The organism is Acidovorax sp. LjRoot118, from assembly GCF_964253575.1.
In the GTDB taxonomy this organism is placed as follows: Bacteria; Pseudomonadota; Gammaproteobacteria; order Burkholderiales; family Burkholderiaceae_C; genus Acidovorax.
Map to the genome: position 1 here is coordinate 6257800 of NZ_CAXURB020000001.1, position 25979 is coordinate 6283778.

Sequence of the window (25979 nt, forward strand, 5' to 3'; positions counted from 1 at the left end):
TCAGTATTCAGACGTTGGCAGCGTCTCGGGATTGGAGTCGAGCGAGGAGGGTGACGAGGGCGGGTGCAGGGCCAAGGCCGCCTCCACCCGGTTGCGCCCGAGCTCCTTGGCCCGGTACAGGGCCCGGTCGGCGGCCGAGATCAGCATGTCCCAGCTGTCGCCCGGCTCCAGCCGGCCGCCGAAGACGCCAATGCTCACCGTGACGCTGATGTCCTTGCCCTCGTGCCGGTAGCGCGCGCCGGACACCGACTCGCACAGCTGGCGCGCCACCTGGTGGGCGCCGATCAGGTCGGTGTCGGGCAGCACCACGAGGAATTCCTCGCCCCCATAGCGGCTCACCAGGTCCTGTGATCGCAGGCGCTCGCGCAGCAGGTTGACCACGTGGCACAGCACCTGGTCGCCCACGGGGTGGCCGTAGTGGTCGTTGACGCGTTTGAAGTGGTCGATGTCCACCATCATCACCGAGATGGATTCGCGCGTGCGCACCGCGCGCGCCACGTCGCGGTCCAGCGCCGAGATGGCCGCGCGCCGGTTGGCCACGCCGGTCAGGGGGTCCAGCGCCGCCAGGCGGCGGTTGTTCTCGTCTGCCCGGTCCCGGGCCATGAAGATGAAGCCCATGGTGGCCACCATCAGCTCGATGAAGGTGGTGCTGAAGGTCAGCGTCTGCACGCCGCTGGACTGCATGATGCCGGTGGCCGGATCGTCGCTGCCGCCGATCACGGCCACGCGCACCAGGAATACCAGCGCCTGCAGGGCCAGGACCGCCATGACCAGCCAGGTGCCGCGGCCGGGCGTGGACCCGCGTCGCGAGAACAGGATCCACAGCGCCCACAGGTTCAGCGCCCCCAGCAGCAGCCCGGCCAGCACCACGCGCGCGGCATAGTCGTCGATGAACCAGGCCATGCCGGCGGCCATGAGCACCGGCGCGACCGCCATGGTGGGCCAGGGCAGCGGCCGGCCCTGGAATTGCAGCAGGGCCGCCGCCAGGCAGGTGAACATGCAGCTGAGCAGCACATTGCCCAGCACGATGGACAGCAGGGCATGGATGTGGCCGCGCGATGCGAACAGGGCATAGGCCATGGCATTGAGCAGCAGGCCCAGGGCCCACAGCTCCACCCCTTCGCGGCGCTTGCCCCAGGTCACGACGGCCATCGCCAAGGCGGCCGCCAGCGATGACAGGATGATCATCACCAGCATGGTGGGCACGTCGGCAGTGAAGGGAACCATGGCACTTAGTCGGGACGGGCGGCAAAGGCCGCAGGGAGTTCAGGATAAACGATGGCGCCGCCCACTCCCGTCAGAAAAAGTGCCGGCCACGCCTACTGCAGGGCGGGCACCTCCACCGCCGACAGGCCCAGTGCCGGCACGCCCGAGAGCTTGAACACCTGCACCGCGCCGGCCAGCCGGGTGGCCTGTTCGCGCAGGCTGTGCGCGGCGGCGGCCGATTCCTCGACCAGGGCGGCGTTCTGCTGCGTCATCTGGTCGAGCTGGTTCACGGCGGTGTTGACCTGGCCGATGCCGTCCGACTGCGCGCCCGAGGCGGCCGTGATCTCGCCGATGATGTGGCCCACGCGCTGCACCGAGCCCACGATCTCGTCCATGGTCGTGCCCGCGTTGTGCACCAGTCGCGCGCCCGATTCGACGCGCTCCACCGAGGCGTTGATCAGTTGCTTGATCTCCTTGGCCGCGTCCGCGCTGCGTCCGGCCAGGCTGCGCACCTCGCTGGCCACCACGGCAAAGCCCCGGCCCTGCTCGCCGGCGCGGGCCGCTTCCACGGCGGCATTCAGCGCCAGGATGTTGGTCTGGAAGGCAATCGAGTCGATCACGCCGATGATGTCGGCGATCTTGCGCGAACTCTGGTTGATCTCGCCCATGGTGGTCACCACCTCGCCCACCACCTGCCCGCCGCGCGCGGCCACTTCGGCGGCGGTGTTGGCCAACTGGTTGGCCTGGCGCGCGGCATCGGCCGACTGGCGCACGGTGGTGGTCAGATGGTCCATGCTCTGGGCCGTCTGCGCCAGGCTGCTGGCCGTGGCCTCGGTGCGGGCCGACAGGTCCTGGTTGCCGCTGGCGATCTCGGCGCTGGCGGTGCCGATGCTGTCCACGGCGGTGCGTACCTGCTGCAGCATCTGCGTGTAGCGCTGGCGCATGCCCTCGACCTCCTGCACCAGCGCACCGATCTCGTCGCGCCGCGTGGTGTGGAACACCTGCGTCAGGTCGCCCTGCGCCACCAGGGTGATGGCCTGGGTCAGGTCGCGCAGCGGGCGGCTCACGCCGCGGCGCAGCATCAGGAACAGGCCCACGGCCAGCAACGCCACGGCCACCGCCATCAGCGCCCACACGGCCAGGGTCACGCGGCGCTGGCCGGCCATGGCCTCCCCGTAGGGCACCTCGGCCACCACCCACCAGCCGCCAGCGGTCTTGCGCACCAGGGCGAAGGGGTCCTCTGCGCCTTGGCCCAGCAGCGGCACGGCCTCGCGCACATAGCCGTCCTGCGAGGCGGCCAGCGCCTCCAGGAACGGGCCGGCCTGGGGGTAGGCCTCCAGCACGCGCTTGCCGCCGGCGCTCGGGTGGTAGACGAACTGGGCCTTGTCCAGCCCGGCGCCGGGGTTCACCACGTAGGTGCCGCCATGCTCGAAGAAGCGCGTCTGCGCGACCTGCTTTTGCAGCATGGTGTGGAACACGCTGATGTCGTTGCCGATGAACAGCACGGCCGTCACCTTGCCCGCGCCGTCCTTGGTGGGCAGGTAGTGGCCCATATAGGGCTTGCCGCCCACCACGGTGACGCCGGTGTAGGGCTCGCCCTTGCTCACGGCCGCATAGGCCGGGTCGGTGCGCGCCAGCGGCGTGCCCTGCTGGCGCTCGCCCTTGTCGTTCTTGACCGAGGTGGTGATGCGCATGAACTCCTCGCCCTTGCGCGCGAACACCGTGGCGATGCCCCCGGTCTCGTTGGCAAACTTGTCCACCGAGCCATAGTCCTCGTTGACCAGGGCGCCGTAGCTGCGCAGCTCGCCCGTGGCCTCGTCCAGGTGCATGGCCGCGTCGAAGTAGCGCTGAAAGCCCTTCATCGTGAGCTGCACCAGTTCGCGGTTGGTGTTGTCGGCTGCGTCCAGCGACTGGGCCACGCTCTGCGCGGTGTCGCCCACGCTGGCGATCAATTGGGCGCGCGTGTTGCGCTCGGTCAGCACGGCGATGGCCAGGCCCACGAGCACCATGACCAGCGCCACCAGGGCAATGGCCATGAGCGTGACCTGGCGTGCGACGGAACGGTTGTTGGCAAGGGGGGCTGACACGGGGTTTGTCTCCTGAAAGTGAATGCGCATTGCCGGCTGTGCCGGTCTGCGTTCACTCTAAGCCCGAGTGCCTGTTACATTTATTCACGCATTCCCTTACGCAGAGCTGCGTACCACACCTGCTTAGCCGGGAGTCAGTGGCCTGATTGCGTCCTCTCAAGCCATCCGAGGCCTTCGGAGGTGCCGGCGGCCGGCCGGTACTCGCAGCCCACCCAGCCGGCGTAGCCCAGGCTGTCGATCAGGTCGAAGAGGTAGGGGTAGTGCAGCTCGCCCCGATCGGGCTCCTGGCGCTCGGGCACGCCCGCCACCTGCAGGTGCGACACGCGGCCCGTGGGCAGGTAGCGGCGCAGCTTGCTGGCCACGTCGCCCTCCACGATCTGGCAGTGGTACAGGTCCATCTGCACCTTGAGGTTGTCCATCTGCGCCGCGTCGAGCAGCTCATGGGCATGGTCCTGGCGGTTCAGGAAGTAGCGCGGCATGTCGCGCAGGTTGATGGGCTCGATCAGGATCTCGCGCCCGCTCTGCGCCGCCTCGGCCGCCGCCCAGCGCAGGTTGTCCACGCACAGGCCCTTGAGCGATTCGCGCTCGACCCCGGCCGGTACCATGCCCGAGAGCACGTGGATGCGCGGGCAGCCCAGGGCGTCTGCATATTCCAGCGCTTCCTGCACGCCGCGGCGAAACTCCGCCTCACGCCCCGGCAACGCCGCCGTGCCGCGCGCCTGCTGCTCCCAGGCCGTGGCCATGCTGGCGCGGTCGGTGCCGCTGGGCGGGGCGTTGAGCAGCACCATCGCCAGGCCGTTGTCGGCCAGCCGCGCCGCCAGCTCGATCGGGGCGAAGGCATAGGGGAACTGGCATTCCACCGCAGCAAAGCCGTCGCGTGAGGCAGCGGCGAAGCGCGCGAGGAAGGGCAGCTCGGTGTACATCAGGCTCAGGTTGGCGGCGAACTGGGGCATGGTGGTGGGCAAAAGGTGGAGGGCCAGGACGTGCGTAGGCTACTATTTTGCGGTGGAGCCATCCCCTCCACCGCCCACCCCCTTCAGGAACCCTCCCCATGCGCATCGGAGAACTTGCCCAACGCACCGGCACCACGCCCAAGGCCATCCGCCTGTACGAGGCGCGCGGCCTGCTGGGCACGGTGGCGCGCGACGGCAGCTACCGCCACTACGGCGAGGGCGACGTGGCGCGTGTGCAGCTCATCCGCCAGGCGCAGGGTCTGGGGTTCAGCCTGGCGCAACTGGAGGGCCTGCCCGACCTGCACAGCAGCGCTGGTTGGGCACGCATGGCCGGTCTGCTGGCGCAGCGGCGCGCGGCGCTGGCCCGGGAGATGGCGCGCCTGGCAGTGCTTGATGGACAACTGGCGGCACTGGAGGCCGAGTTGTACGCCTGCGATGCCATGGCAGTCCCCGCCACGCCGCAGGCCTGCGCCGCGCCGGATGCGCACTTGGGCCCATTGCGCCAATTGGTCCCCCTGGGCCACGCCAGCGCCTGACGCCGCTCCTTTCCGGAAAGCCTGATCCCGCTGCTTGACTCTGCCCCGTGGGGCAAGGTGAGCATGGGGAACTCAACCACTTTTCGGGAGTTCTCGTGGCGCAACGCATTCTGGTCATCCTTGGCCACCCTGCCCCCAACAGCCTGTGCGCAGGCATGGCGACCGCCTACGCCGAGGGCGCGCAGGCCGCCGGCGCCGAAGTGCGGCGGCTGGACCTGTCCACCCTGCACTTCGATCCCCGGCTGCAGGCCGGGTACCGGGGCGAGCAGCCCCTGGAGCCCGACTTGGTGGCTGCGCAGGCCGACATCACCTGGGCCGAGCACCTGGTCTGGGTTTATCCCATCTGGTGGGGCGCCATGCCGGCGCTGTTGAAGGGTTTCATCGACCGGGTCTTTTTGCCCGGGTATGCCTTCAAGTACCGCCAGGGCTCCTCGCTGTGGGACCGGCTGCTGGCGGGCCGCACGGCCGAGCTGCTGGTGACCATGGACTCGCCGCCCTGGTACTTCCGCTGGGTCACGCACATGCCGGGGCACCAGCAGATGAAGAAGGCCATCCTGGAGTTTTGCGGCATCCGGCCGGTCAAGGTGCGCAGCTTCGGCCCGGTGCGCACGGCCGATGCGAAACGCCTGGGCGCATGGGTGGCGCAGGCGCGCGCCCTGGGTGCGCGGCATGGCGGCCGCGCGCCGACTGCCGACACGGCGTCCTGATTATTTCCCGGTGAACGCCTGCACGGCGGCGCGGCCTACGGCCGAGTCGTCGGTAAAGAAGCCGTCCACGCCCGCGCGCAGGTAGGCAGTGATCTCGGCCACGCTGTCACCTCGCGCATTGGCGTCGCTGGACGGGGCCTTGCGCAGGCTGGCGGGCAGGAAACTGTTCTCGGGCCGCAGGGTCCAGATATGCACTGCCAGGCCCGCTGCGCGGGCGTTGGCCACCAGTGCCGTGGGCTCGCCGAGGGCACCGTCCTTCACTGGCACCACCAGTGTCTTGTAGGGGCCGACGGCATTGGCGTAGGTCGCCACTTGCCTGAGGCCCTCGGCCGTGACCAGGTCGGCATAGCTGCGCGTGTTGGCAGCGCCCTGGGCGACAAAGTCGTAAGGCCGGCCTGAGGGCGCCACCAACTGCACCAGGCGCACCGTGCTCAGCTTGCGGATGGCCTGCAGGTTGGCCACCTCGAAGGATTGCACGAACACCGGCGCGTCCTTGTGGTTCCAGCCGTTCTTTTCGAGCACGGCAAGCAGCGGTGCTTCCAGCGGCTGGCCGATGGACTGGAAGTAGGTCGGGTGCTTGGTCTCCGGGTAGATGCCGATGGTGCGGCCGGTCTTGGCGCTCTGCGCCTTGGCCAGGTCGATCACCTCCTGCAGCGTGGGGATCTCGAACTGGCCGTTGTAGGCCACGTTGGCCGGGCGCTGCGCCGGGATGCGCTCGCGCGCGCGCAGGGTCTTGAGCTCAGCCAGCGTGAAGTCCTCGGTGAACCAGCCGGTGATGGCCTGGCCGTCGATGCTGCGTGTGGCCTTGCGCGCCGCGAACTCGGGGCGGTCCACCACGTCGGTGGTGGCTTCCTTCACCGAGCCGTCGGCGTTGAGGATGGCGATGGCGTTCTCGTGCCGGGCCACCAGCACCCCGTCCTTGGTGATCACCAGGTCCGGCTCGATGATGTCGGCACCGTCGTCGATGGCCTTCTGGTAGGCCGCCAGCGTGTGCTCCGGGCGCAGCGCCGAGGCGCCGCGGTGCGCGATCACCGTGGGGGTGGGCGGCCAGGCCTGCTGGGCGGCGGCGCCAAGGGCCAGGGTGCAAAGGATGGCGGCGGCAAGAGCGGATTTCAGGGGCAGAAGGCGCATGGTGTTCTCCGGGACGGTTATCTCCAGCCTTCCACCATAAACCGGTTGCGTGACGTGCGCATGGCGCACGCCTGCGAACGCTCAGGCGTGTTCGAAGTGGAACACCGCCGTGCCGGCCATCACGTTGGGCAGGAAGCGCACTTCCCTGCCGTCCTGCAGGCCGAAGGACTCGAGCACGCGCAGCTCGTTCTTGTGCGCCAGCACCTCGAAATCCTTGTAGGTGCCCACGCGGATGTTGGGCGTGTCGTACCACTGGTAGGGCAGGCGCCGCGTGACCGGCATGCGCCCGCGCAGTATGGACAGGCGGTTGGGCCAGTGCGCGAAGTTGGGGAAGGCGACGATGCCGGTGCGACCCACGCGGGCCGTCTCGCGCAGCATCACCTCGGCGTTGCGCAGGTGCTGCAGCGTGTCGATCTGCAGCACCACGTCGAAGCTGTTGTCGCCGAACATGGCCAGGCCCTCGTCCAGGTTGAGCTGGATCACGTCCACCCCGCGGCGCACGCAGGCCAGCACGTTGGCGTCGGCGATCTCGATGCCGTAGCCGCTGCAGCCGCGCTCGCGCTGCAGGTAGGACAGCATGGCACCATCGCCGCAGCCCAGGTCGAGCACGCGCGAACCTGCGGGTACCAGGCGCGCCAGCGCCTGCATGGTGGCTTTCTCGGTCATGCGTGGTGCTCCTTGGCAATGGCGTCGAAATACGAGCGCATGGTGTCCATGTAGCGCGGGTCGTCGAGCAGGAAGGCGTCGTGCCCGTGCGGCGCGTCGATCTCGGCGTAGCTCACGCGGCGGCGGTTGTCGAGCAGGGCCTTGACGATCTCGCGGCTGCGCTGGGGCGAAAAACGCCAGTCGGTGGTGAAGCTGATGAGCAGAAACTTCGCCGTTGCGCGGGCCAGCGCCTGCGTGAGGCTGCCGCCGTACTGCAGCGCCGGGTCGAAATAGTCGAGCGCGCGGGTGATCAGCAGGTAGGTGTTGGCGTCGAAATACTCGCTGAACTTGTCGCCTTGGTAGCGCAGGTAGCTCTCGATCTGGAACTCGATGTCCTGGGTACTGTATTTGGGCGTGAGGCCCTCGCGCAGCTGGCGCCCGAACTTCTCGTTCATCACGTCGTCGCTCAGGTAGGTGATGTGGCCGATCATGCGCGCGATGCGCAGGCCGCGCTGGGGAATCACGCCGTGGCGGTAGAAGTGGCCGCCGTGGAAGTCCGGGTCGGTGACGATGGCGCGGCGCGCCACTTCGTTGAAGGCGATGTTCTCTGCCGTAAGGTTGGGTGCGCTGGCCACCACCACCGCATGGCGCATGCGCTCGGGGTACTGCAGCGTCCAGCCCAGGGCCTGCATGCCGCCCAGGCTGCCGCCGAGCACGGCGGCCAATTGGGTGATGCCCAGGCGGTCGAGCAGGCGGGCTTGGGCGTTGACCCAGTCCTCCACCGTCACCACCGGGAAATCGGCGCCATAGACCTCGCCCTTGTCCGGGTGAGTGTGCATGGGGCCGGTGGAGCCGAAGCACGAACCCAGGTTGTTCACGCCGATCACGAAGAAGCGGTTGGTGTCCACCGGCTTGCCCGGGCCGATCATGTTGTCCCACCAGCCCTCGCTGCGCGGCTGGCCTTCATAGACGCCGGCCACGTGGTGCGAGGCGTTCAGGGCGTGGCAGACCAGCACGGCGTTGGAGCGCTCGGCGTTGAGCGTGCCGTAGGTTTCGTAGGCCAGCACGTAGTCGCGGATGGATGCACCGCTCTGCAGCGGCAGCACCTCCTCGAAACGCATGGACTGGGGTGTGGCAATGAACGACATAAAAAAAACCCGGCATCGCTAAAAACGAGGCCGGGGTTTGGGTGTCGGTCGGGTCTTTAGCAGAATTTATAAAGCGCCCGCAAGCTATGGCAAATCGGCGCGAGGAGAACTATACCAAAGCCGGGCGCCGGCCGCACTCCCTCAGGAAGAGGCCAAGGGCGCGAACAGCGCGATGCCGCCCAGGACCAGGAAGATGCCTGCGGACACCAGGTTCACCGCACGGATCGGCACGCGCCGTGTGATGCGTTCGCCCAGCCACACCACGGGGGCGTTGGCCAGCATCATGCCGAGCGTGGTGCCCATCACCACCCACAGGTAGGCGTTGTACTGGGCGGCTAGCATCACCGTGGCGATCTGGGTCTTGTCACCCATCTCGGCCAGGAAGAAGGCGATCAGCGTGGTGCCGAAGACGCCCCAGCGCGGGGTGCCGCCGGTCTCTTCCTCGTCGAGCTTGTCGGGGATCAGCATCCAGATGGCCATGGCGATGAAGGATGCGCCCAGGATCCAGCGCAGCATCTGCGGTCCCAGCATGGTGGTGACCCAGGCGCCCAACGCGCCGGCCAAGCCGTGGTTGGCCAGCGTGGCGACCAGAATTCCGAGGACGATGGGCCAGGGTTTGCGGAAACGGGCAGCGAGTACCAGTGCCAGCAGTTGGGTCTTGTCGCCCATCTCGGCAAGGGCGACGATGGCGGTCGAAACGAAGAAGGCTTCCATGGGGTGGGGTCAATCCGGCCGGATTGTTATGAGACGCACATTGACTGCACTCCGACTCCGGCCATTGGATCGGCATGCAGTCAATGGTCTCGCCCAGCTCAAGAACCGCATGCGCCATAGGTTTCAAGGAACCCAAGTATGTTGACGCATGCCCCCGGCGCATGTTGCGACCGGGCGGGCTACTCCCCAAAGACGCTGTGATTGTATACGAATCTAAGGTGAAACCCTGCCCACCCCAGTGGATAAAAAGCAGGCCTTCGGAGCGTTTGCTGAAATAAAACCCCACAAGCGACAAAAGTGATTAATAATGACTTCGCTTTTCTGCTTAGCAGCAAGGCAGTTAGGTTAGCGGTGAATGGTCAGTTTCGCGTCTTTGAAGTCGTCACAGGTTTGTTGATTGCGTCGGGCTCCATCGCGTTTTCATGTTTTTTCAGGAGTCCTTCATGGGCAACAAACTTTACGTGGGCAACCTGCCCTACAGCTTCCGCGACGAAGACCTGCAGCAAACCTTCAGCCAGTACGGCTCGGTTGGCAGCGCCAAGGTCATGATGGAGCGCGACACCGGTCGTTCCAAGGGTTTCGGCTTTGTCGAAATGGGCAGCGATGCCGAAGCACAAGCCGCCATCCAAGGCGTGCATGGCACCAACTTCGGTGGCCGTGACCTCGTGGTCAACGAAGCCCGCCCCATGGAGCCCCGCGCTCCCCGTAGCGGTGGCTTCGGTGGCGGCGGTGGTGGTGGCGGTGGCTACGGTGGTGGCGGCGGCGGCGGTTACGGCGGCGGCGGTGGCGGCCGTAGCGGTGGCGGCGGCGGTGGTGGTTACGGCGGTGGCCGTAGCAGCTACTAAGCAGCGCACACCCGTCCCGGCAGGCTTTGCCTGCTGACGACAAAAACAAGGAGCCTTCGGGCTCCTTTTTTCATGCCTGCGGCATTGTCACCACACCGGGCCCGGGGCTGTCATGCAGCTTGCTTTTTTGGGAAATTTGTGGCGCATAATGGGTTGGCGGGCTTTTGCCCGTCTCAAGTTTGCGGTGATCCGTCAGTTTCGCGCTGAGAGCGTCATTGAGATTAGCTGGCTGCGGTATCGGGACTCCATCGCTTTATCCATGTGTTTTTGAGGAGTCCCTCGATGGGCAACAAACTGTACGTTGGCAATTTGCCGTACTCGGTACGTGACAGCGATCTGGAGCAGGCCTTTGGCCAATTTGGCGCAGTGACCAGTGCCAAAGTGATGATGGAGCGTGACACGGGCCGCTCCAAGGGTTTCGGATTTGTTGAAATGGGCAGTGACCCCGAAGCCCAGGCCGCCATCAACGGCATGAACGGCCAGCCCCTGGGTGGCCGCAGCATCGTGGTGAATGAAGCACGTCCGATGGAGCCCCGCCCACCGCGCAGCGGTGGTTTCGGCGGCGGTGGTGGCGGTTATGGCGGCGGTGGTGGTGGTGGCCGCAGCGGCGGCGGTGGCGGCTACGGTGGTGGCGGCGGCCGTGAAGGCGGTGGCGGTGGCTACGGCGGCGGTGGCCGTGAAGGTGGCGGCGGTGGTGGCTATGGCGGCGGTCGCGGTGATGGCGGCGGCGGTGGCGGCTACGGTGGTGGTGGCCGCAGCGAAGGCGGCTTTCGCAGCCCTTACGGCTCTGGTTCGCGCAACGGCGGTGGCGGCGGTGGCCGCAGTGGTGGTGGCGGCGGTTACGGCGGTGGCGGCAACGGCGGCTACTGAGCCCCATGCTCCCCAGCAACAAAGCCCCTTCGGGGGCTTTTTTCACGTCTGAAGCCTGCCAAGGAAGTGCCTTTCATGCTTCATGGCAAGGGCCGCCCCGCCGCGCTGGGGGACGGCGGGAAGCGACTCAGGGGGCTACTCGTCCATTCTGCGCTTGCGCGGCCGCCCCGCCAGTGCCTTGTCGAACACCACGTTGGGCAGCAGGCGCATGAGTTTGGCGACCACCCCCATCTGCCAGGGGATCACGCGGTAGGTGGCGCCTGCAGTGATGGCCCGGAATGCCCGCTCGGCAAAATCCCCGGCCTTCATGAGGAAGGGCATGCCATAGCGGTTGTGCTGGGTCAGCGGCGTGTCGATGTAGCCCGGCGAGATGGTGACCACGCGCACGCCATGGGGCCGCATCTCGCCGCGCAGGCTCTCGCAGTAGCTGATCACCGCCGCCTTGCTGCCGCAGTAGGCGCCATGCCCGGGCAGTCCGCGGATGCCGGCCACGCTGCCGATGCCCACGAAGGTGCCGCTCTTGCGCTGCACCATGGCATCGACGAAGGGGTGGAAGGTGGCGGCCATGCCAATGTTGTTGGTGGCAAAGGTGCGGGCCATGACGTCGATGTCGCCACGCACCGCCGTGTCCATGCCCACGCTGATGCCGGCATTGGCGATCACCACGTCGGGCGTGCCCTGGCGCACAAGGCAGTCGCGCCCGGCGGCGACGATGCTGTCCACCACCGAGACGTCGGCGCTGTAGATCTCATAGTCTGCAGGGTCGATGCCTTGCGCGATCGCCCAGGCCTTGACCTCCTCGGTGCGGCGCGCCACCAAGGCCAGGCGGTAGCCCGCCTGGTGAAAGCGCAGGGCCAGGGCCTGGCCGATGCCGCTGGAGGCGCCGGTGATGAAGGCCAGTAGTGGTTGCTGCTGCAGGGTCATGGGGGCTTTGGTGGTGGGGTGGGATGCGCCTGATGGCGGCGCCTACAGCGGGTTACTTGGCGGCGCCGGGCATGAGCAGGCCCTTGACCCGGCCGTGCAGCTGCAGCACCTGGTCCAGGTTGTCGTAGTCCATGCCATCGGCCGTGAAGCGGTCGTTGCCCCGGGTCAGGACCACCGGCTTGTCCGAGCGCACGCGCTCGGTCTGGGTGAAGGCGTGCAGGAACTCGCTGCGGAACTCCATGCGCGGCTGGGCGGCCACACCGGGGCGGGCGGGCAACGGCTCGCGCGTGACGATGGCGTTGCCGAACAGCTGCACTTCGCTGCCATCGGCATTGCTCAGGGCCCGGTTGGCCGTGGCCAGGGTCAGGCGCCCGTCGATGGCCACCGAGCGCATGCGCGCCAGGTCGATCTCCAGGGTGTCCGTGTCCGGGAAGTGGCGTGCAAGGTCGCCCTGCACCTCGCTTTGCAGTCGGCCCTTGGCATCGAAGCTCTTCACCGAAAAGGCCTTCATCGAATAGTCGGGCTGGTTGCTCCGGGCCTTCTCGGCGGCCGGGGCCAGGGGCATGGGGGCATTGCGCACCAGCCACCAGGTGCCCAGGGCCATCAGGCCCATGATCAGCACCGGCAGGTACAGGGTGATGCGCTCCCAGCTTTGCTGGAGCATGCGGCGGCGGCTCATGGGCGGCCTCCTGCCTGTGGGGCTGGCGTGGTGGTGCAAAGGTGCATGGGAGAAGTCGTCATGCCGTGTAGTCTGCCAGCAGGCGGGCGTAGTGTCCCGTGGCCACGAGCAGCAGATCGCAGAACTCGCGTGCAGCGCCATCGCCACCGCGCGCAGCAGTGATGTAGTGGGCGTTCTGCCGCACCTCGGCCTGGGCGTTGGCCGGTGCGCAGGCCAGGGCGCTGCGGCGCATCACCGGCAGGTCGGGCCAGTCGTCGCCTATGGCGGCGGCCTGCGCCCAGGACAGGCCCAGGCGGGCCAGGATGTCCTCGGCCGCAGGGCGCTTGTCCTCGGTACCAAAGACCGCATGCTCCACACCCAGGGCCTTGAGGCGCACGCGCAGCGGGGCCGAGTCGCGCCCGGTGATCACGGCGGGGGTGATGCCCGCCTTCTGCAACAGCTTGAGGCCGTGGCCGTCCAGGGTGTTGAAGCGTTTGATGGTTTCGCCCGCGTCGGTGAACAGCAGGCTGCCGTCGGTGAGCACGCCGTCCACGTCGAAAAACGCCACCCGCACGCCCTGGGCGCGCAACAGGAGCTCGGGTGCGAAGGTCAGGGCCGGCTGCACGGAAAGGGGGGTAGCCATGGCTCAGATCACCTTGGCGCGCATCAGGTCGCCGATGTGCACCACGCCGACCAGCGCACCGGCGGCATCCACCACCAGCACGCTGGTGATGCCGTGGGCCTCCATGAGCTCGGCGGCGTCCACGGCCAGGGCATCGGGGGCAATGCGCCGGGGCGCGGAGTGCATCACCTCGGCGGCGCTGGCGGTGCGCAGGTCGGCACCGGCCTCGATGCGCCGGCGCAGGTCGCCGTCGGTGAAGATGCCCAGGATCTGGCCAGCAGGGTCGACGATGGCCGAAGCGCCCAGTCCCTTGGCGCTCATCTCGCGCATCAGCTCGCTGAACGATGCCTCGGGTGCCACGCGCGGCACGTCGCTGCCCGAGCGCATGACGTCGCTCACATGGGTCAACAGCTTGCGGCCCAGCGCACCGCCAGGGTGCGAGCGCGCGAAATCCTCGGGCCGGAAACCGCGTGCATCGAGCAGGGCCACGGCCAGCGCGTCGCCCATGGCCAGCTGGGCCGTGGTACTGGCGGTGGGGGCCAGGTTCAGCGGGCAGGCCTCGCGGTCCACGCTGCAGTCGAGCACCAGGTCGGCATGGCGCGCCAGGGTGGAGTCGAGCCCGCCGGTCAGGGCCAGCAGCGGAACCCCCAGGCGCTTGAGCACTGGCAGGATGGCCGTGAGTTCGCCGCTTTCGCCGCTGTTGGAGATGGCCAGCACCATGTCGTGCTCCGTCACCATGCCCAGGTCGCCATGGCTGGCTTCACCCGGGTGCACGAAAAACGCCGGGGTGCCCGTGGAGGCCAGGGTGGCGGCGATCTTGCGGCCCACATGGCCGCTCTTGCCCATGCCCATCACCACCACCCGGCCGCGGATCGAGAGTGCCATCTGCACGGCCTGTGCAAAGCGCGCATCCACGCGGGCGGCCAGCGCGTTCAGGGCAGCGGCTTCGATGTCGAAGGTCTCGCGGGCCAGGCGCAGTGCCTGCTCGGCATGGAAGGGGGGAAGCACGGGGAGAGCGGGAGTCATGCGCGAGATTCTATCGACCGGCCTGCCCGGGCTCGGATAGCATCAGCCTATGTCCTCACTCGCCCTCACCCTGCTCTACCTTCTGGCCGCAGTGCTGGGCGTGGTGGTCTGCCGCAGCCTGAAGCTGCCGCCCATGCTCGGCTACCTGGCGGCAGGTGTGCTCATCGGGCCGCATGCGCTGGCGCTGGCGCAGAACTCCGAGGGGGTGCGCCACCTGGGCGAATTCGGCGTGGTGTTCCTGATGTTCGCCATCGGCCTGGAGTTCAGCCTGCCCAAGCTGCGCGCCATGCGCCGCCAGGTGTTCGGCCTGGGGCTCATGCAGGTGGTGGTGACCATGACGCTGGCGGGCGGGGGCTCGCTGGTCCTTTCGCTGCTGGTGGGCGGGATCTGGGAGATGGGCTGGCAGACGGCACTGGCCCTGTCGGGCGTGATGGCCATGAGCAGCACCGCCATCGTGGTCAAGCTGATGGCCGAGCGCGCCGAGCTCGAAAGCGAGCATGGCCGCAACGTCATGGGCATCCTGCTGTTCCAGGATCTGGCCGTGGTGCCGCTGCTGGTGCTGATCCCGGCGCTGGGCTCCTCGCCCGACAAGCTGCTGGTGGCCCTGGCCTGGGCCCTGCTCAAGGCCACGGTGCTGGTGGGCCTGCTGCTCACCGGCGGGCAGCGCGTGATGCGCTGGTGGCTGACCCTGGTGGCGCGCCGCAAGAGCGAGGAGCTGTTCATGCTCAACCTGCTGCTCATCACGCTGGGCCTGGCCTGGCTGACCGAAGAGGCCGGCCTGAGCCTGGCGCTCGGGGCCTTCATCGCCGGCGTGCTGGTGTCGGAGACCGAGTACAGCCACCAGGTGGGCACCGACATCCGCCCCTTCCACGACGTGCTGCTGGGGCTGTTCTTCATCACCATCGGCATGATGCTGGACTGGCACATCCTGGTGGACCGCTGGGGCCTGGTGCTGGCGCTGCTGGTGGTGCCGATCACGCTCAAGCTGGTGGTCATCCTGGTGCTGGCGCGCGGCATGGGGGCTACCACGGGGGTCTCGCTGCGCACCGGGCTGTATCTGGCGCAGGCCGGCGAATTCGGCTTCGTGCTGCTGTCGCTGGCCCAGAACAACAACCTGGTGCAGCCCGCGCTCATGAACCCCATCCTCGCCGCCATGGTGCTGTCGATGCTGGCCACACCCTTCCTCATCATGTACGCCAACCGCATCGTGATGAAGCTGGTGGCCAGCGACTGGCTGCAGCAATCGCTGCAGATGACGAGCATTGCGCGCAAGTCCATCAATTCGAGCAAGCACGTGATCATCTGCGGCTATGGCCGTTCGGGCCAGAACCTGGCGCGCATGCTGGAGCACGAAGGAATCCCCTACATGGCGCTCGACCTGGACCCGGACCGGGTGCGCCAGGCCGCCGCCGCTGGCGACTCGGTGGTCTACGGCGATGCCACGCGCCTGCAGGCGCTCATGGCCGCTGGCCTGGTGCGCGCCAGCGCCGTGGCCGTGACCTACATCGACGTGCCGGCCGCGCTCAAGGTGCTGGCCAACACCCGCTCCCATGCGCCGCAGGTGCCGGTGGTGGTGCGTACCCAGGACGACCTGCACCTGGACAAGCTGCGGGATGCCGGTGCGACCGAGGTCGTGCCCGAGGCCATCGAAGGCTCGCTGATGCTCGCCAGCCACGCGCTGGCCCTGGTCGGCGTGCCCATGCGCCGCGTGCTGCGCCTGGTGCAGGACCAGCGCGATGCACGCTACAACCTGCTGCGCGGCTACTTCCACGGGGCCGACGACGACACCGTCAACGAGCGCGACCAGGAGCGCCTGGCCACCGTCACCCTGCCTTCTGGCTCCAAGACCCTAGGCCAGGCGCTGGGCGAGTTGGCCCTGCCGGCCATGGGCGTGCGCGTGGTCAACCTGCGCCGTGCCAACGGCCATGTGAGTGCTGCGGCGGACGATGCGGCGCTGGCCGAGGGCGACACGCTGGTGCTGTCGGGCCACCCCGCAGCGTTGAGCCTGGCCGAAGCCAGGTTGCTCAAAGGCTGACAGGCCGGGTCAGCCGGGCTGCAGCGCTTCTGCGGGGCCGGGCCGCCCAAAGAGATAGCCCTGGAACTGCTGGCAGCCGTTGCGCAGCAGAAAGTCGTGCTGGCCTTCGGTTTCCACCCCTTCGGCCACCACGTCCAGGCCGAGGCTGTGCGCCAGCGCCACGATGGTGCAGGCGATGGCGGCATCGTTGGGGTCGGTGAGCACGTCGCGCACGAAGCTCTGGTCGATCTTGAGCTGGTCCAGCGGCAGCCGCTTGAGGTAGGAGAGCGACGAGTAGCCGGTACCGAAATCATCGAGCGAGAAGCCCACGCCCAGGTTGCGCAGCACCTGCATCTTGACGATGCTCTCCTCTACGTCCGATAGCAGCAGGCTTTCGGTCAGCTCCAGCTTGAGCCTCCCGGGGTCGGCGCCCGTGGTGTACAGCGCCTGCAGCACCTGGGGCACGAATTCGGTGTGGCGAAACTCCTGCGCGCTGACATTCACCGCCACGGTCCAGGCCTGGGTGGCCGGCTCCCGGTTCCAGCGGGCCAATTGCTCGCAGGCCAGATGCAGCACGCGCTGGCCCAAGGGCAGGATCAGGCCGGTCTGCTCGGCCAGTGGAATGAACTGGCCCGGCGGCACCATGCCGCGTTGCGGGTGCTGCCAGCGCACCAGGGCCTCGGCGCCCATGGTCTGGCCGGTGGCGTTGACCACGGGCTGGTAGTGCAGCAAGAACTCATTGCGCTGTATGCCCTGGCGGATGTCGCCCTCCAGCGCCGAGCGTGCCGTGGCCGCCGCCTGCATGGCGGGATCGAAGAAGCACAGCGTGTTGCGCCCCTGGGCCTTGGCCTGGTACATCGCCAGGTCGGCCCGCTTGAGCAGTTCGTTGACGGGCTGCTGCCGGTCGCTGAACAGGGCAATGCCGATGCTGGGCGTGCTGTGCAGCTCGCTGCCATCCATGTCGTAGGGCTCGTTGAGGGCCTGCAGCACCTTCTGGGCCACGGCCTCCGATTCCACGGCGGCGCCGGTCTCCTCGCTGCTCAGGCCCTGCAGAACCACCACGAATTCGTCGCCCCCCAGGCGGGCCACGGTGTCGGTGGCGCGCACGCTGGCACGCAGGCGCATGCCCACCTGCACCAGCAGTCGGTCGCCCCATTCATGGCCCATCGTGTCGTTGATGCCCTTGAAGTTGTCCAGGTCCAGGAACAGCAGGGCGCCATGCTGGCCGTCGCGCTCGCAGGCCGTCGCCACGCGCTCCAGCCGATCGAGCAGCAGGCGCCGGTTGGGCAGTTTGGTCAGTTCGTCGTAGAACGCCAGGCGCTGGATCTCGGCCTCGGCGCGCTTGCGCTCCGTGATGTCGCGGGCCAGCCCGCGGTAGCCGGTGAACTGGCCCTCGGCATCGAAAATGGGCTCGCCGCTGATGGAAACCCAGAGGGGGTCCCCTTGCGCCGACATGCGCTGGATCTCGAAATTGCGGAACACCTGGCGCTGTGCGAGCTGCTCGCGGTGCGCGCGCCACTGTCCATCGTCCGCAAAGGTGTTGGGCAGCTCCCAGCGCGTGAGCCCGAAGAGCTGGCTGTCGGGCAGGTCCATCTTGTTCTGCGGACTGCCCTCGATGCGCACGAAGCGGAACTCGGCATCCTGCTCCCAGTACCAGTCGGAGGACAGCTGCGTGAGGCTGCGCCAGCGGGCCTCACTCTCGCGCAGGGCCTCCAGCGCGCCCAGGTAGTCGGTCACGTCGGTGAAGGTGCGCACGCGCCCGCCCCCTTCCAGCGGGCGCGTGCGCACCTCGATGAAGCGGCCGGCCACCGTGCGGCGGATGTAGCTTTCCGGCATGGTCAGGTTGCCGCCATGCGCGGCGTATTCGGCACCCACATAGTCCCGGGCCTTGGACTCGATCAGCTGGAAGCCGGTGCCGAAGTCCCCGCGCTCGGTCTGGAAGCGCACCACCTCCTCCACCCGGGGCTCGCCCGCGAGCAGTTCCTCGGGCAGGTTCAGGAGCTCCAGGTAGCGCTGGTTGTAGACGCGGATGCGGCCTTCGCCATCGACGTTGGTGATGCCCTGCGACACGCTGGCCAGCGTGCTCTGCAGCGCGCGTGTCTTTTCAGCCAGCAGCGCGCTGGTGCGCGCCAGCTCCTGCTCCACCTGGCGGCGTGCGAGTTCGGCCCGCCGCGCCAGCTCCAGCTGGCCCACGGTGCTCAAGAGCGGTTGCAAAAACTGCACGTCGGCTGCGGTGTAGCCCTCTGGCCGGTTGGCCAGACCCACCACGGCGACGAGCTCGCCCGAGGCCAGGATGGGCAGGCCCAGGTACGAGACCACGGGCGGGTGCCCCGGCGGCATGCCGGCGCTGCGGCTGTCGCCCGCTGCATCGTTGATGACCACGGGCTTTTCGGTCAGCATCGCCTGGCCGGGCAGGGAGTCGAGGTCGTCGAAGACCTGGCCCTCCTCCGCGTCCCGGGTGTAGCGCGCGCGCGTGGCCTCGTCCCACGCCACGTCGGTCATGGAATGCATGCGCAGAAAGGGCTTGCCGTCGGCCGTGCGCTGCACCTGCCCGACCAGCCCGAACCGGCTGCCGGTCAGCTCCATGAGCTCGTGCAGCAGCGCATCGAACGCAGCGCGCGGGGCCGAACTGGCAATGAACACGGCCTGCGCGCGCGAGATCGCCTGCAGCAGCCGGTGCTGGCGTGCCAGCATGGCCTCGGCGGCGCGGCGAGCGCGCACGCTGCTGCTGCGCTCGAGCACGGCCTCTATCTGCGCCGGCAGGGCCAGCAGGTAGTTGCAGCCGGGGTCGCGGATGGTGAAGTCGGCAAAGCCATGGCGCATTGCGTGCGCCGCCTGGGCGTCGGCACCGGCGTCCACGATGATCAAGGCCGGGATGCGACCCATGCGCTCGAGCACGTCGTAGGCCGATCCGTCTTCGAAATGCTGGCAGACCAGCAGAATGTCCGGGGTGTGGTTCTCCAGCCATGCCTGGGCCTGTGCCAGCGAGGGCGCCACCTCCACCCGCCAGCCCAGCCAGGGGTCCACCAATGCATCGACGAGCGCCCGTGCGTGCTCCCGGTCGTCTTCGATCAACAGGACGGAGATGGGCATGGCCGGCTGGTTTTCAGGGCGAGGGGGCAGCCTGCATGGCGCAGGTGTAACGATGGCCCATTATGGGTCAGCATTTGCAGCTTGCGGGCGGGCCACCCCCCAGGGCTGGTGTTTACACTCGCAGCCTTTGTGCCATCCACCCCACACCCCATGCAGCCCCTCAGCGTCAACCAGTACCTGCGCCAGCACATCCGTACCGTGCCCGACTGGCCGGCACCCGGTGTGCAGTTCCGCGACATCACGCCGCTGCTGCAGGACCCCAAGGTCTTTCGCGTGCTGATCGATGCCTTCGTGCACCGCTACATGGACAAGGCCCTGCGCCCCGATGTGGTGGCCGGGCTCGATGCGCGCGGCTTCATCCTGGGGGCTGTCGTGGCCTACGAGCTCAACGTGGGCTTCGTGCCGATCCGCAAGAAGGGCAAGCTGCCCTTCACCACGGTGGAGGAGACCTACGAGCTCGAATACGGCAGCGCCACGGTGGAGTTGCACACCGATGCCGTCAAGCCCGGCGACCGCGTGCTGCTGATCGACGACCTGATCGCCACGGGGGGCACCATGATGGCCGGCCGGCGGCTGCTGGAGAAGCTGGGCGCCACCGTGATCGAGGGCGCGGCCATCGTCGACCTGCCTGAGTTGGGCGGCTCGCAGCGGCTCAGGGAATCATGCTTGCCGCTCTACACCCTCGTCGATTTCGAAGGGCATTGAGCCCCGCAGCACGTCACTGCCCCCGTGCGTAGGCTGCAAAAACCTGATGCAGCCATTGGGCGAAAAAGGGCGGGTGCATGGCGGTCATGCGAGCGAAGGCACGGCATCGGCCGCACTGGCTGCACGGCGGCGCGCCGCACGGTCCCAGGCCTTCTCATGGAAGAAGAAAGCCACGGCTTGCACCGTGGGTTCGAGCAGGCTCAGTGTGAGCGATGCCCAGAGGTTGCCCGTGACCGCATAGGCCACCATGGCCGCCACACTGATGTGGATCAGGTAGTAGCTGCCGGTCTTCTTGAGCATGGTCTGGTTCTGGCGGGCGAGTTGGCGGATGCGGGCCATGGTGGATTCCTTCTTCCAATCAGCGCCTGCACAGGGGTGGGCAGGCATGGTGTTGATGGTAGGGATTCTCAATAGCATTCACCAATTGAAAACTGCTAATCCACGCATTGAAACTATTGCAAAGCCCCCCGCAAAACCCCAAGCGCCCCGGCGTTAAATCCGTCACGCAGTGGGGCCAAAAAATCCCTCAGACCCTGGCAACCCCGTTGCTATGATGGACATCTTTTCAACTGCGGCAACGCACTAGGGAGCAGACATGGCCCTCATGGACTTCATCAAGAAACAGTTCATCGACGTCCTCCAGTGGACGGAGGAAGGCGACGGCACGCTGGCATGGCGCTTCCCGATGAGCGGCATGGAAATCCAGAACGGTGGCACGCTGGTGGTGCGCGAATCGCAGATGGCGATCTTCGTCAACGAAGGCAAGGTGGCCGACGTCTTCGGCCCCGGTACCTACAAGCTCACCACGCAGACGCTGCCGGTGCTGACCTACCTCAAGAATTGGGACAAGCTCTTCGAGTCGCCCTTCAAGAGCGATGTCTACTTCTTCAGCACGCGCCAGCAGATCGACCAGAAGTGGGGCACGCCCCAGCCCATCACCATCCGCGACAAGGACTTCGGTGCGGTGCGCCTGCGCGCCTTCGGCAACTACGCCTTCCGCATTGCCGACCCCAAGCTGTTCCACACCGAGATCTCCGGCACGCGAGAGTCGTATCCCGTGGCCGACCTCGAAGGCCAGCTGCGTGGCCTGGTGCTGCAGAACATCAGCAACGCCATTGCCGGCAGCGGCCTGCCCTTCCTGGACCTGGCGGCCAACCAGGTCATGTTCGCCGATGCGCTGACCAAGGAGCTGGCCCCCCTGTTCGCCAAGCTCGGCCTGCTGATCGAGAACCTCACGGTGCAGAACGTCTCGCTGCCCGAAGAGCTGCAGAAGATCCTGGACCAGAAGATCGGCATGGGCATGGTCGGCAACGACATGGCCAAGTTCATGCAGTACCAGACCGCCCAGGCCATCCCCAAGTTCGCCGAGAACAGCGGTGGTGGCAGCGGCATTGCGGGCGATGCCATGGGCCTGGGGGCCGGCGTGGCGCTGGGCCAGGTGATGGCGCAGAACCTGCAGCAGGGCCTGCAGGGTGGCGGCAACGCGGCCCCGGCTGCTGCGGCCGTGGCAGCAGCAGCCTCCGGTGTGAAGCCCGAGGACGTGATGGCCACGCTCGAGAAGCTCGGCGAACTCAAGTCCAAGGGCATCCTCACGCAGGAGGAGTTCGACGCCAAGAAGTCCGAACTGCTCAAGAAGCTGATCTGAGGCCGGCGCAACCTACCTTCGCTACCGGCGCCTGGCGTGCGGGCAGCAGCGGGCTGATGGGCCCCTGCATTGCCGCACCCGGCTGCCGAGTGCACCGCCCGAATGGCCACTGACCCCACACAGCGTTCCTACCGCGCGCCCTGCCCGGGCTGCGGCGCGCCGGTTGAATTCCGCAGCGCGCAGTCCACCCACGCCGTCTGCGGCTACTGCCAGAGCACCGTGGTGCGCAGCGGCGATGTGCTGCAGCGCGTGGGCAAGATGGCCGAGCTGTTCGACGACCACAGCCCGCTGCAGCTCATGGCCAGCGGGCGCATACAGCTCGACGGCAAGGACATCCCCTTCACGCTGATCGGCCGGCTGCAGTACAAGACCGAGGCCGGTGTCTGGACCGAATGGTCGGCCTTCCTGCAGGACGGCACGCTTGCCAGCCTGGGCGAGGACAACGGCGCCTATGTCTTCACGCGGCCCATGGAGGCCGGGCGCGAGCTGCCCGAGGCGGCCCGCTTTCGCATCGGCGCCACCACGGCCATTGCCGGCAAGTCGTATTCCGTCGCCTTCAGCGGCAGCGCCTCGCTGATCTCGGCGCAGGGCGAGCTGCCCAAGCTGCCGCCTCTGGGCCAGCCCTTCGACATGGTCGAGCTGCGCAGCGCCGATGGCGAGGTGCTCAGCATCGACTACGGCCACACGCCGCCGCACCTGGAGCGCGGCCGTGCCGTGCTGCTTGAGGACCTCAAGCTCACCGGCCTCAAGGACGAATCGGCCAAGGACGAGAAGGGTCGCCAGTTCAACTGCCCGCACTGCGGTGCACCGGTGCAGGTGCAGTTGTCCACTACCAAGAGTATCACCTGCGGCTCGTGCGCCAGCATCATCTCGCTGGACAGCGGCGTGGGCGGCGAGCTGCAATCGGCCGAGCAGGACGAGCCGGTGCGCCCCATCATCCCGCTGGGCAGCAAGGGCCAGCTGCAGGGCGTGCACTGGCAGGTGGTGGGCTTTCAGCACCGCATGGGCGTGGAGCCGGGCGACGACGAGCACTTCGGCTGGAGCGAGTACCTGCTGTACAACCAGAAGCGCGGCTTCGCCTTCCTGGTGGACGCCGAAGACGGCTGGAGCATGGTGCGCCCGACCACCGGCGCCCCGCAGATGGCCGCCAGCGGCCGCAGTGCCACCTACCTGGGCACCACCTACCAGCTCAAATACAGCTACGAGGCCGAGACCACCTACGTGCTCGGCGAGTTCTACTGGCAGGTCACGCGCGGCCAGAAAACGTCGAACCGCGACTTCGCCAGCGCCAAGGGCCTGCTGTCGATGGAGCAGACACCCAACGAGGTGACCTGGTCCTCGGGCGACAAGCTGGCCAGTGACACCGTGGTCAAGGCCTTCAAGCTCGAAGACAAGAAGGATGTGCTGCAGCGCGACGACCCGGGGCCCTTCGTGGCCAAATCGGGCCTGGGTTGCGGCACCATCATCATCATCGCGATCGTCATCATCATCCTGCTGATCCTGCTGAGCAACTGTTCCGGATCGTCCGGCAGCGGCTACCGCAGCTCGGGCGGCTCGTTCGGCGGCTATTCCAGCGGCGGCGGACACAAGTAAGCAATTTATCAAGGAGCTTCCACCATGATGGGAATCGAATGGCTCAAGCCCGCGGCGTTCCTCGGGTCCATCCTGTACGCGCTGATCGGCGTCGTCATCTTCTGGGTGTGTTTCATCGTCGTCGACAAGATCACGCCCTATGACCTGTGGGGCGAGATCGTCGAGAAGCAGAACGTGGCGCTGGGCGTCGTGGTGGCTGCCATGTGCCTGGGCATCAGCCTCATCGTCGCCGCCGCCATCCATTGAGGTTGCTGAGTGGCTGCGCCGACAGGCCGCTCAGGCCGGCGCGCGCTTGCCCTTTTGAAGGAAAAGGTCTGAATAAGAATAGTTATCGTTTGTATTAAAATGTGTACTTCGTGGTGACGGTAGCGGCCGTAGGGGCTGCGCGTTCGATATTTCTGGAGTACACATGGCGAACAAGAACCATGCGGGCAGCACCAAGGCTGCCCGTTTTCGTTGGACGGCCACCGCAACGGCCAGCCTGCTGGCCGTGCTGGGCACGGCGCAGCAGGCCTGGGCCCAGGCCGATGCCGCACTGCCTGCCGTGCAGGTCACAGGCTCGCAATACGACGCCGACGATGTGCGCCCCGAGGGCGTGACCACGGCCACCAAGACTTACATGGCGCCGCGCGACATCCCGCAGACCATCGACACGCTGGAGGTCAACAAGTAAAGAGCCTGTTCAATGTCTTTTTGAAGCCGCGCAAGCCCCTTTTCGGGATGGGATGCAAGGCGCGGGGTGCAGCCAATAGCGCGGCTATTGGCAAGCGCCGCAACGCCGCAGACCGCCCGAAAAGGCACTTGCCCTCCGGGTTGGAGTGAAATCGGGCGATTGGACGCCCCGGCTGCTTGCATGGGCACGAGCCCATGCGGCGCATCCGAAGCATCCACTCATCCCGATTGCACTCCAACGCGGCTGCAAAAAGGCATTGAACAGGCTCTATGAGCTATGGCATCAACGACCTTGCGGTGATGCTCGACGGCGTGCCCGGCGTGAACACCAAGTACGACATGCGCGGCGAGGGCGTGATGATCCGCGGCTTCAACGCCGACTCGGGCGACATCTACCGCGACGGCGTGCGCGAATCCGGCCAGGTGCGCCGCAGCACCGCCAACGTGGAGCGCATCGAGATCTTGAAGGGCCCGGCCTCGGTGCTCTACGGCCGCAGCAGCGGCGGCGGCATCGTCAACCTGGTGAGCAAGCAGGCCCGCTTCGATGCCAAGAGCAGCGTCACCTTGCGCGGCGGCTCGTGGGAGAACTACGGCGGCACGCTCGATATCAACAAGGTCATCAACAACCACGTGGCCGTGCGCCTGACGGCCGACCGCGAGCAGGCCGACAGCTTCCGCAGCGGTATCCGCAACCGGAACGAGATGGTCTCGCCCAGCATTCTGGTCGATACCCGCACCGGCCTGCGCTGGAGTGGCCAGTGCACCTACGACAACATCTGGCGCGTGCCCGACCGGGGGCCGGTCTACGACCAGCTGCCGCCCGGTGTCTCCATCCGCAAGGGCTTCGCCCACCCGGATGACCAGGTGGAAGACCGCCTGCGCGTGCTGCGCTCGGACCTGTCGTACGACTTCAACAGCGCCTGGAGCGTGCGCTGGGTGGCCAGCAAGCGCGAGGCCAGCCAGGACTTCGACCACTACTTCGCCGGCACCTACTGCAACACGGCGGGCCAGACCACCGCAGGCGCCGCCTGCGCGTGGCGCGGCCAGGTGCGGCCGAACTACGCCTGGCAGCAGACGGCCAACGAGACCCTGTCCAACACCGTCGACCTGACGGGCAAGTTCAGCACCGGCGGCATCCAGCACGAGGTGCTGGTCGGTGCCGAGGCCAGCGAGGAAAAGCGCCACCCGCGCATCGGCCAGCCGGCGTCCACCTTCAGCTACGACCCGCTGCAGCCCATCGCCTGGGGCGCCAAGCCGGCGCAGGGCAACCCGACCCAGCACAACCTGCACAAGGCCGAGGGCCAGGCCCTGTACGTGCAGGACCTGGTCAGCCTCACGCCCGAATGGAAGCTGCTGGCCGGCCTGCGCTATGACCGCTTCACCTTCAACAGCACCAACCTGCTGACCAACGTGGGCCGTGGCTACGACGGTGATTCGGTGAGCCCGCGCCTGGGCGCGGTCTGGCAGCCGGTGCGCGAGCACAGCCTGTACGCCTCGTGGAACAAGAGCTACTCGCCCTACGGCGGGCGCGGCATGATCAGCGTGGACGTTGCGCCCACCGCCGTCTACGACGACGAGCCCCAGCACTCGCGCCAGGTCGAGGTGGGCGTCAAGAGCGACTGGCTGAACGGCGCGCTCTCGACCCAGCTGTCGGTGTACCAGCTCGAGCACGCCAACATCCGCTACCGCCCCGACGCGGTCAACGATCCCTTCACCTGGGCCGTGCGCGGCAAGGAGCGCTCGCGCGGCATCGAGTTCAGCGCGGCAGGCCGTGTGGCCTCGTCGTGGTACGTGCGCGGCGGCGTGGGCGTGACCAGCGCCAAGGTCACCGAGGACAAGCTGCAGCCCGCACTGGTGGGCAAGTACCTGGTGGACACCGCCTTGCGCAACGGCAACTTCTTCGTGCGCTACGCGCCGCAAGGCCCCTGGTACGGGGAAATCGGCGCCACGCACACCAGCGCCCGCTGGCTCAACGCCGCCAACACCTCGCGCGTGCCCGGCTATACCCGCTGGGATGCGCTGGTGGGCTGGCGCCAGGGCGTATGGACGGCGACGGCCGCCATCTCCAACCTGCTGGACAAGGAATACTGGCGCAGCGATGCCATGCCGGGCGCCCCGCGCAGCCTGCTGGTCAGCGTGAACTACCAGTTCTGACGCCGGCCTTGGGGCGGGGGACTTCCGGAAG

Annotated in this window: 23 protein-coding genes, 1 pseudogene and 1 riboswitch; of the genes and pseudogenes, 11 read left to right on the plus strand and 13 right to left on the minus strand. The window is 67.5% G+C overall.

The features are described from left to right. From ACSQ9E_RS29455 to otnI, 3 genes are all read right to left on the minus strand, one after another. On the minus strand, positions 1-1227 hold the full coding sequence (locus ACSQ9E_RS29455; RefSeq protein WP_436219903.1) for a GGDEF domain-containing protein: 1227 nt from the start codon (positions 1225-1227) through the stop codon (positions 1-3). Positions 1228-1319: 92 nt separating this feature from the next. Further along, positions 1320-3293, minus strand: coding sequence for a methyl-accepting chemotaxis protein (locus ACSQ9E_RS29460; RefSeq protein WP_057266942.1), 1974 nt, complete (start codon positions 3291-3293; stop codon positions 1320-1322). 134 nt (positions 3294-3427) lie between these two features. Next, complete coding sequence (otnI, locus tag ACSQ9E_RS29465; protein WP_057200810.1) at positions 3428-4246, minus strand: 2-oxo-tetronate isomerase; 819 nt, start codon at positions 4244-4246, stop codon at positions 3428-3430. Positions 4247-4344: 98 nt separating this feature from the next. On the opposite strand from otnI, the gene ACSQ9E_RS29470 reads away from it, so the two are divergent. Together ACSQ9E_RS29470 and ACSQ9E_RS29475 are read left to right on the plus strand one after the other, a co-directional pair. Continuing rightward, complete coding sequence (locus ACSQ9E_RS29470) at positions 4345-4782, plus strand: MerR family transcriptional regulator (RefSeq protein WP_057200531.1); 438 nt, start codon at positions 4345-4347, stop codon at positions 4780-4782. 95 nt (positions 4783-4877) lie between these two features. Next, positions 4878-5489 (plus strand): NAD(P)H-dependent oxidoreductase, encoded by a 612-nt coding sequence (locus ACSQ9E_RS29475; RefSeq protein ID WP_436219904.1) that lies wholly within the window; start codon positions 4878-4880, stop codon positions 5487-5489. Here the strand turns inward: ACSQ9E_RS29475 and ACSQ9E_RS29480 are convergent, their stop codons facing one another. From ACSQ9E_RS29480 to ACSQ9E_RS29495, 4 genes are all read right to left on the minus strand, one after another. Further along, the gene (locus ACSQ9E_RS29480; protein WP_057200533.1) at positions 5490-6620 is read right to left on the minus strand and encodes a glycerophosphodiester phosphodiesterase; all 1131 of its coding nucleotides are present in this window, start codon (positions 6618-6620) and stop codon (positions 5490-5492) included. A gap of 81 nt (positions 6621-6701) precedes the next feature. Beyond that, on the minus strand, positions 6702-7286 hold the full coding sequence (metW, locus tag ACSQ9E_RS29485) for a methionine biosynthesis protein MetW (RefSeq protein ID WP_057200534.1): 585 nt from the start codon (positions 7284-7286) through the stop codon (positions 6702-6704). Further along, positions 7283-8413, minus strand: coding sequence for a homoserine O-succinyltransferase MetX (gene metX / locus ACSQ9E_RS29490; RefSeq protein WP_436219905.1), 1131 nt, complete (start codon positions 8411-8413; stop codon positions 7283-7285). Before metX ends, metW begins: the two co-directional genes overlap by 4 nt. A 141-nt stretch (positions 8414-8554) precedes the next feature. Then, the gene (locus tag ACSQ9E_RS29495) at positions 8555-9127 is read right to left on the minus strand and encodes a TMEM165/GDT1 family protein (protein WP_436219906.1); all 573 of its coding nucleotides are present in this window, start codon (positions 9125-9127) and stop codon (positions 8555-8557) included. Between the two features lie 21 nt (positions 9128-9148). After that, positions 9149-9327: riboswitch (yybP-ykoY riboswitch) on the minus strand. Positions 9328-9570: 243 nt separating this feature from the next. On the opposite strand from ACSQ9E_RS29495, the gene ACSQ9E_RS29500 reads away from it, so the two are divergent. Continuing rightward, the gene (locus ACSQ9E_RS29500) at positions 9571-9972 is read left to right on the plus strand and encodes an RNA recognition motif domain-containing protein (RefSeq protein WP_057200811.1); all 402 of its coding nucleotides are present in this window, start codon (positions 9571-9573) and stop codon (positions 9970-9972) included. Between the two features lie 282 nt (positions 9973-10254). Continuing rightward, positions 10255-10842, plus strand: coding sequence for an RNA recognition motif domain-containing protein (locus tag ACSQ9E_RS29505; protein ID WP_057200537.1), 588 nt, complete (start codon positions 10255-10257; stop codon positions 10840-10842). 135 nt (positions 10843-10977) lie between these two features. Here ACSQ9E_RS29505 and ACSQ9E_RS29510 read toward each other — a convergent pair whose 3' ends face one another. Genes ACSQ9E_RS29510 through ACSQ9E_RS29525 form a run of 4 tightly spaced genes read right to left on the minus strand, consistent with a single transcriptional unit; the run spans position 10978 to position 14072 of the window. After that, positions 10978-11766, minus strand: coding sequence for an SDR family oxidoreductase (locus tag ACSQ9E_RS29510; protein WP_057200538.1), 789 nt, complete (start codon positions 11764-11766; stop codon positions 10978-10980). Positions 11767-11818: 52 nt separating this feature from the next. After that, complete coding sequence (gene lptC / locus ACSQ9E_RS29515) at positions 11819-12445, minus strand: LPS export ABC transporter periplasmic protein LptC (RefSeq protein WP_057200539.1); 627 nt, start codon at positions 12443-12445, stop codon at positions 11819-11821. A gap of 58 nt (positions 12446-12503) precedes the next feature. Continuing rightward, positions 12504-13067 (minus strand): KdsC family phosphatase, encoded by a 564-nt coding sequence (locus ACSQ9E_RS29520; protein WP_436219907.1) that lies wholly within the window; start codon positions 13065-13067, stop codon positions 12504-12506. A gap of 3 nt (positions 13068-13070) precedes the next feature. After that, entirely contained in the window at positions 13071-14072 is a 1002-nt protein-coding gene (locus ACSQ9E_RS29525) for a KpsF/GutQ family sugar-phosphate isomerase (protein ID WP_179682848.1), read from the minus strand. 49 nt (positions 14073-14121) lie between these two features. Between ACSQ9E_RS29525 and ACSQ9E_RS29530 the strand changes: the two genes are divergently transcribed. Next, the gene (locus ACSQ9E_RS29530; protein WP_057200542.1) at positions 14122-16107 is read left to right on the plus strand and encodes a monovalent cation:proton antiporter-2 (CPA2) family protein; all 1986 of its coding nucleotides are present in this window, start codon (positions 14122-14124) and stop codon (positions 16105-16107) included. 9 nt (positions 16108-16116) lie between these two features. Here the strand turns inward: ACSQ9E_RS29530 and ACSQ9E_RS29535 are convergent, their stop codons facing one another. Continuing rightward, positions 16117-19179, minus strand: coding sequence for an EAL domain-containing protein (locus tag ACSQ9E_RS29535; RefSeq protein ID WP_436219908.1), 3063 nt, complete (start codon positions 19177-19179; stop codon positions 16117-16119). 150 nt (positions 19180-19329) lie between these two features. On the opposite strand from ACSQ9E_RS29535, the gene ACSQ9E_RS29540 reads away from it, so the two are divergent. Beyond that, on the plus strand, positions 19330-19884 hold the full coding sequence (locus tag ACSQ9E_RS29540) for an adenine phosphoribosyltransferase (protein ID WP_436219909.1): 555 nt from the start codon (positions 19330-19332) through the stop codon (positions 19882-19884). An 84-nt stretch (positions 19885-19968) separates the two neighbouring features. Here ACSQ9E_RS29540 and ACSQ9E_RS29545 read toward each other — a convergent pair whose 3' ends face one another. Next, positions 19969-20223, minus strand: a complete 255-nt coding sequence (locus ACSQ9E_RS29545) for a DUF2061 domain-containing protein (protein ID WP_436220276.1) — start codon at positions 20221-20223, stop codon at positions 19969-19971. 256 nt (positions 20224-20479) lie between these two features. Here ACSQ9E_RS29545 and ACSQ9E_RS29550 point away from each other — a divergent pair, with 256 nt between their 5' ends. The 5 genes and pseudogenes from ACSQ9E_RS29550 to ACSQ9E_RS29570 all read left to right on the plus strand — a co-directional run bounded on the left by ACSQ9E_RS29550 (position 20480) and on the right by ACSQ9E_RS29570 (position 25948). After that, complete coding sequence (locus tag ACSQ9E_RS29550) at positions 20480-21529, plus strand: SPFH domain-containing protein (protein ID WP_436219910.1); 1050 nt, start codon at positions 20480-20482, stop codon at positions 21527-21529. A 102-nt stretch (positions 21530-21631) separates the two neighbouring features. After that, positions 21632-23122 carry a DUF4178 domain-containing protein gene (locus ACSQ9E_RS29555; protein ID WP_436219911.1) on the plus strand — a complete coding sequence of 497 codons (1491 nt, stop codon included), beginning with the start codon at positions 21632-21634 and terminating at the stop codon, positions 23120-23122. Positions 23123-23146: 24 nt separating this feature from the next. Beyond that, complete coding sequence (locus ACSQ9E_RS29560) at positions 23147-23368, plus strand: DUF350 domain-containing protein (RefSeq protein WP_082604034.1); 222 nt, start codon at positions 23147-23149, stop codon at positions 23366-23368. A 163-nt stretch (positions 23369-23531) separates the two neighbouring features. Further along, positions 23532-23792 (plus strand): annotated as a pseudogene (locus ACSQ9E_RS29565) (TonB-dependent siderophore receptor); the annotation flags it as partial. Positions 23793-24064: 272 nt separating this feature from the next. Continuing rightward, a complete protein-coding gene (locus ACSQ9E_RS29570; protein ID WP_436219912.1) occupies positions 24065-25948 on the plus strand; it encodes a TonB-dependent receptor in 1884 nt (627 codons plus the stop codon). Positions 25949-25979 lie beyond the last annotated feature (31 nt).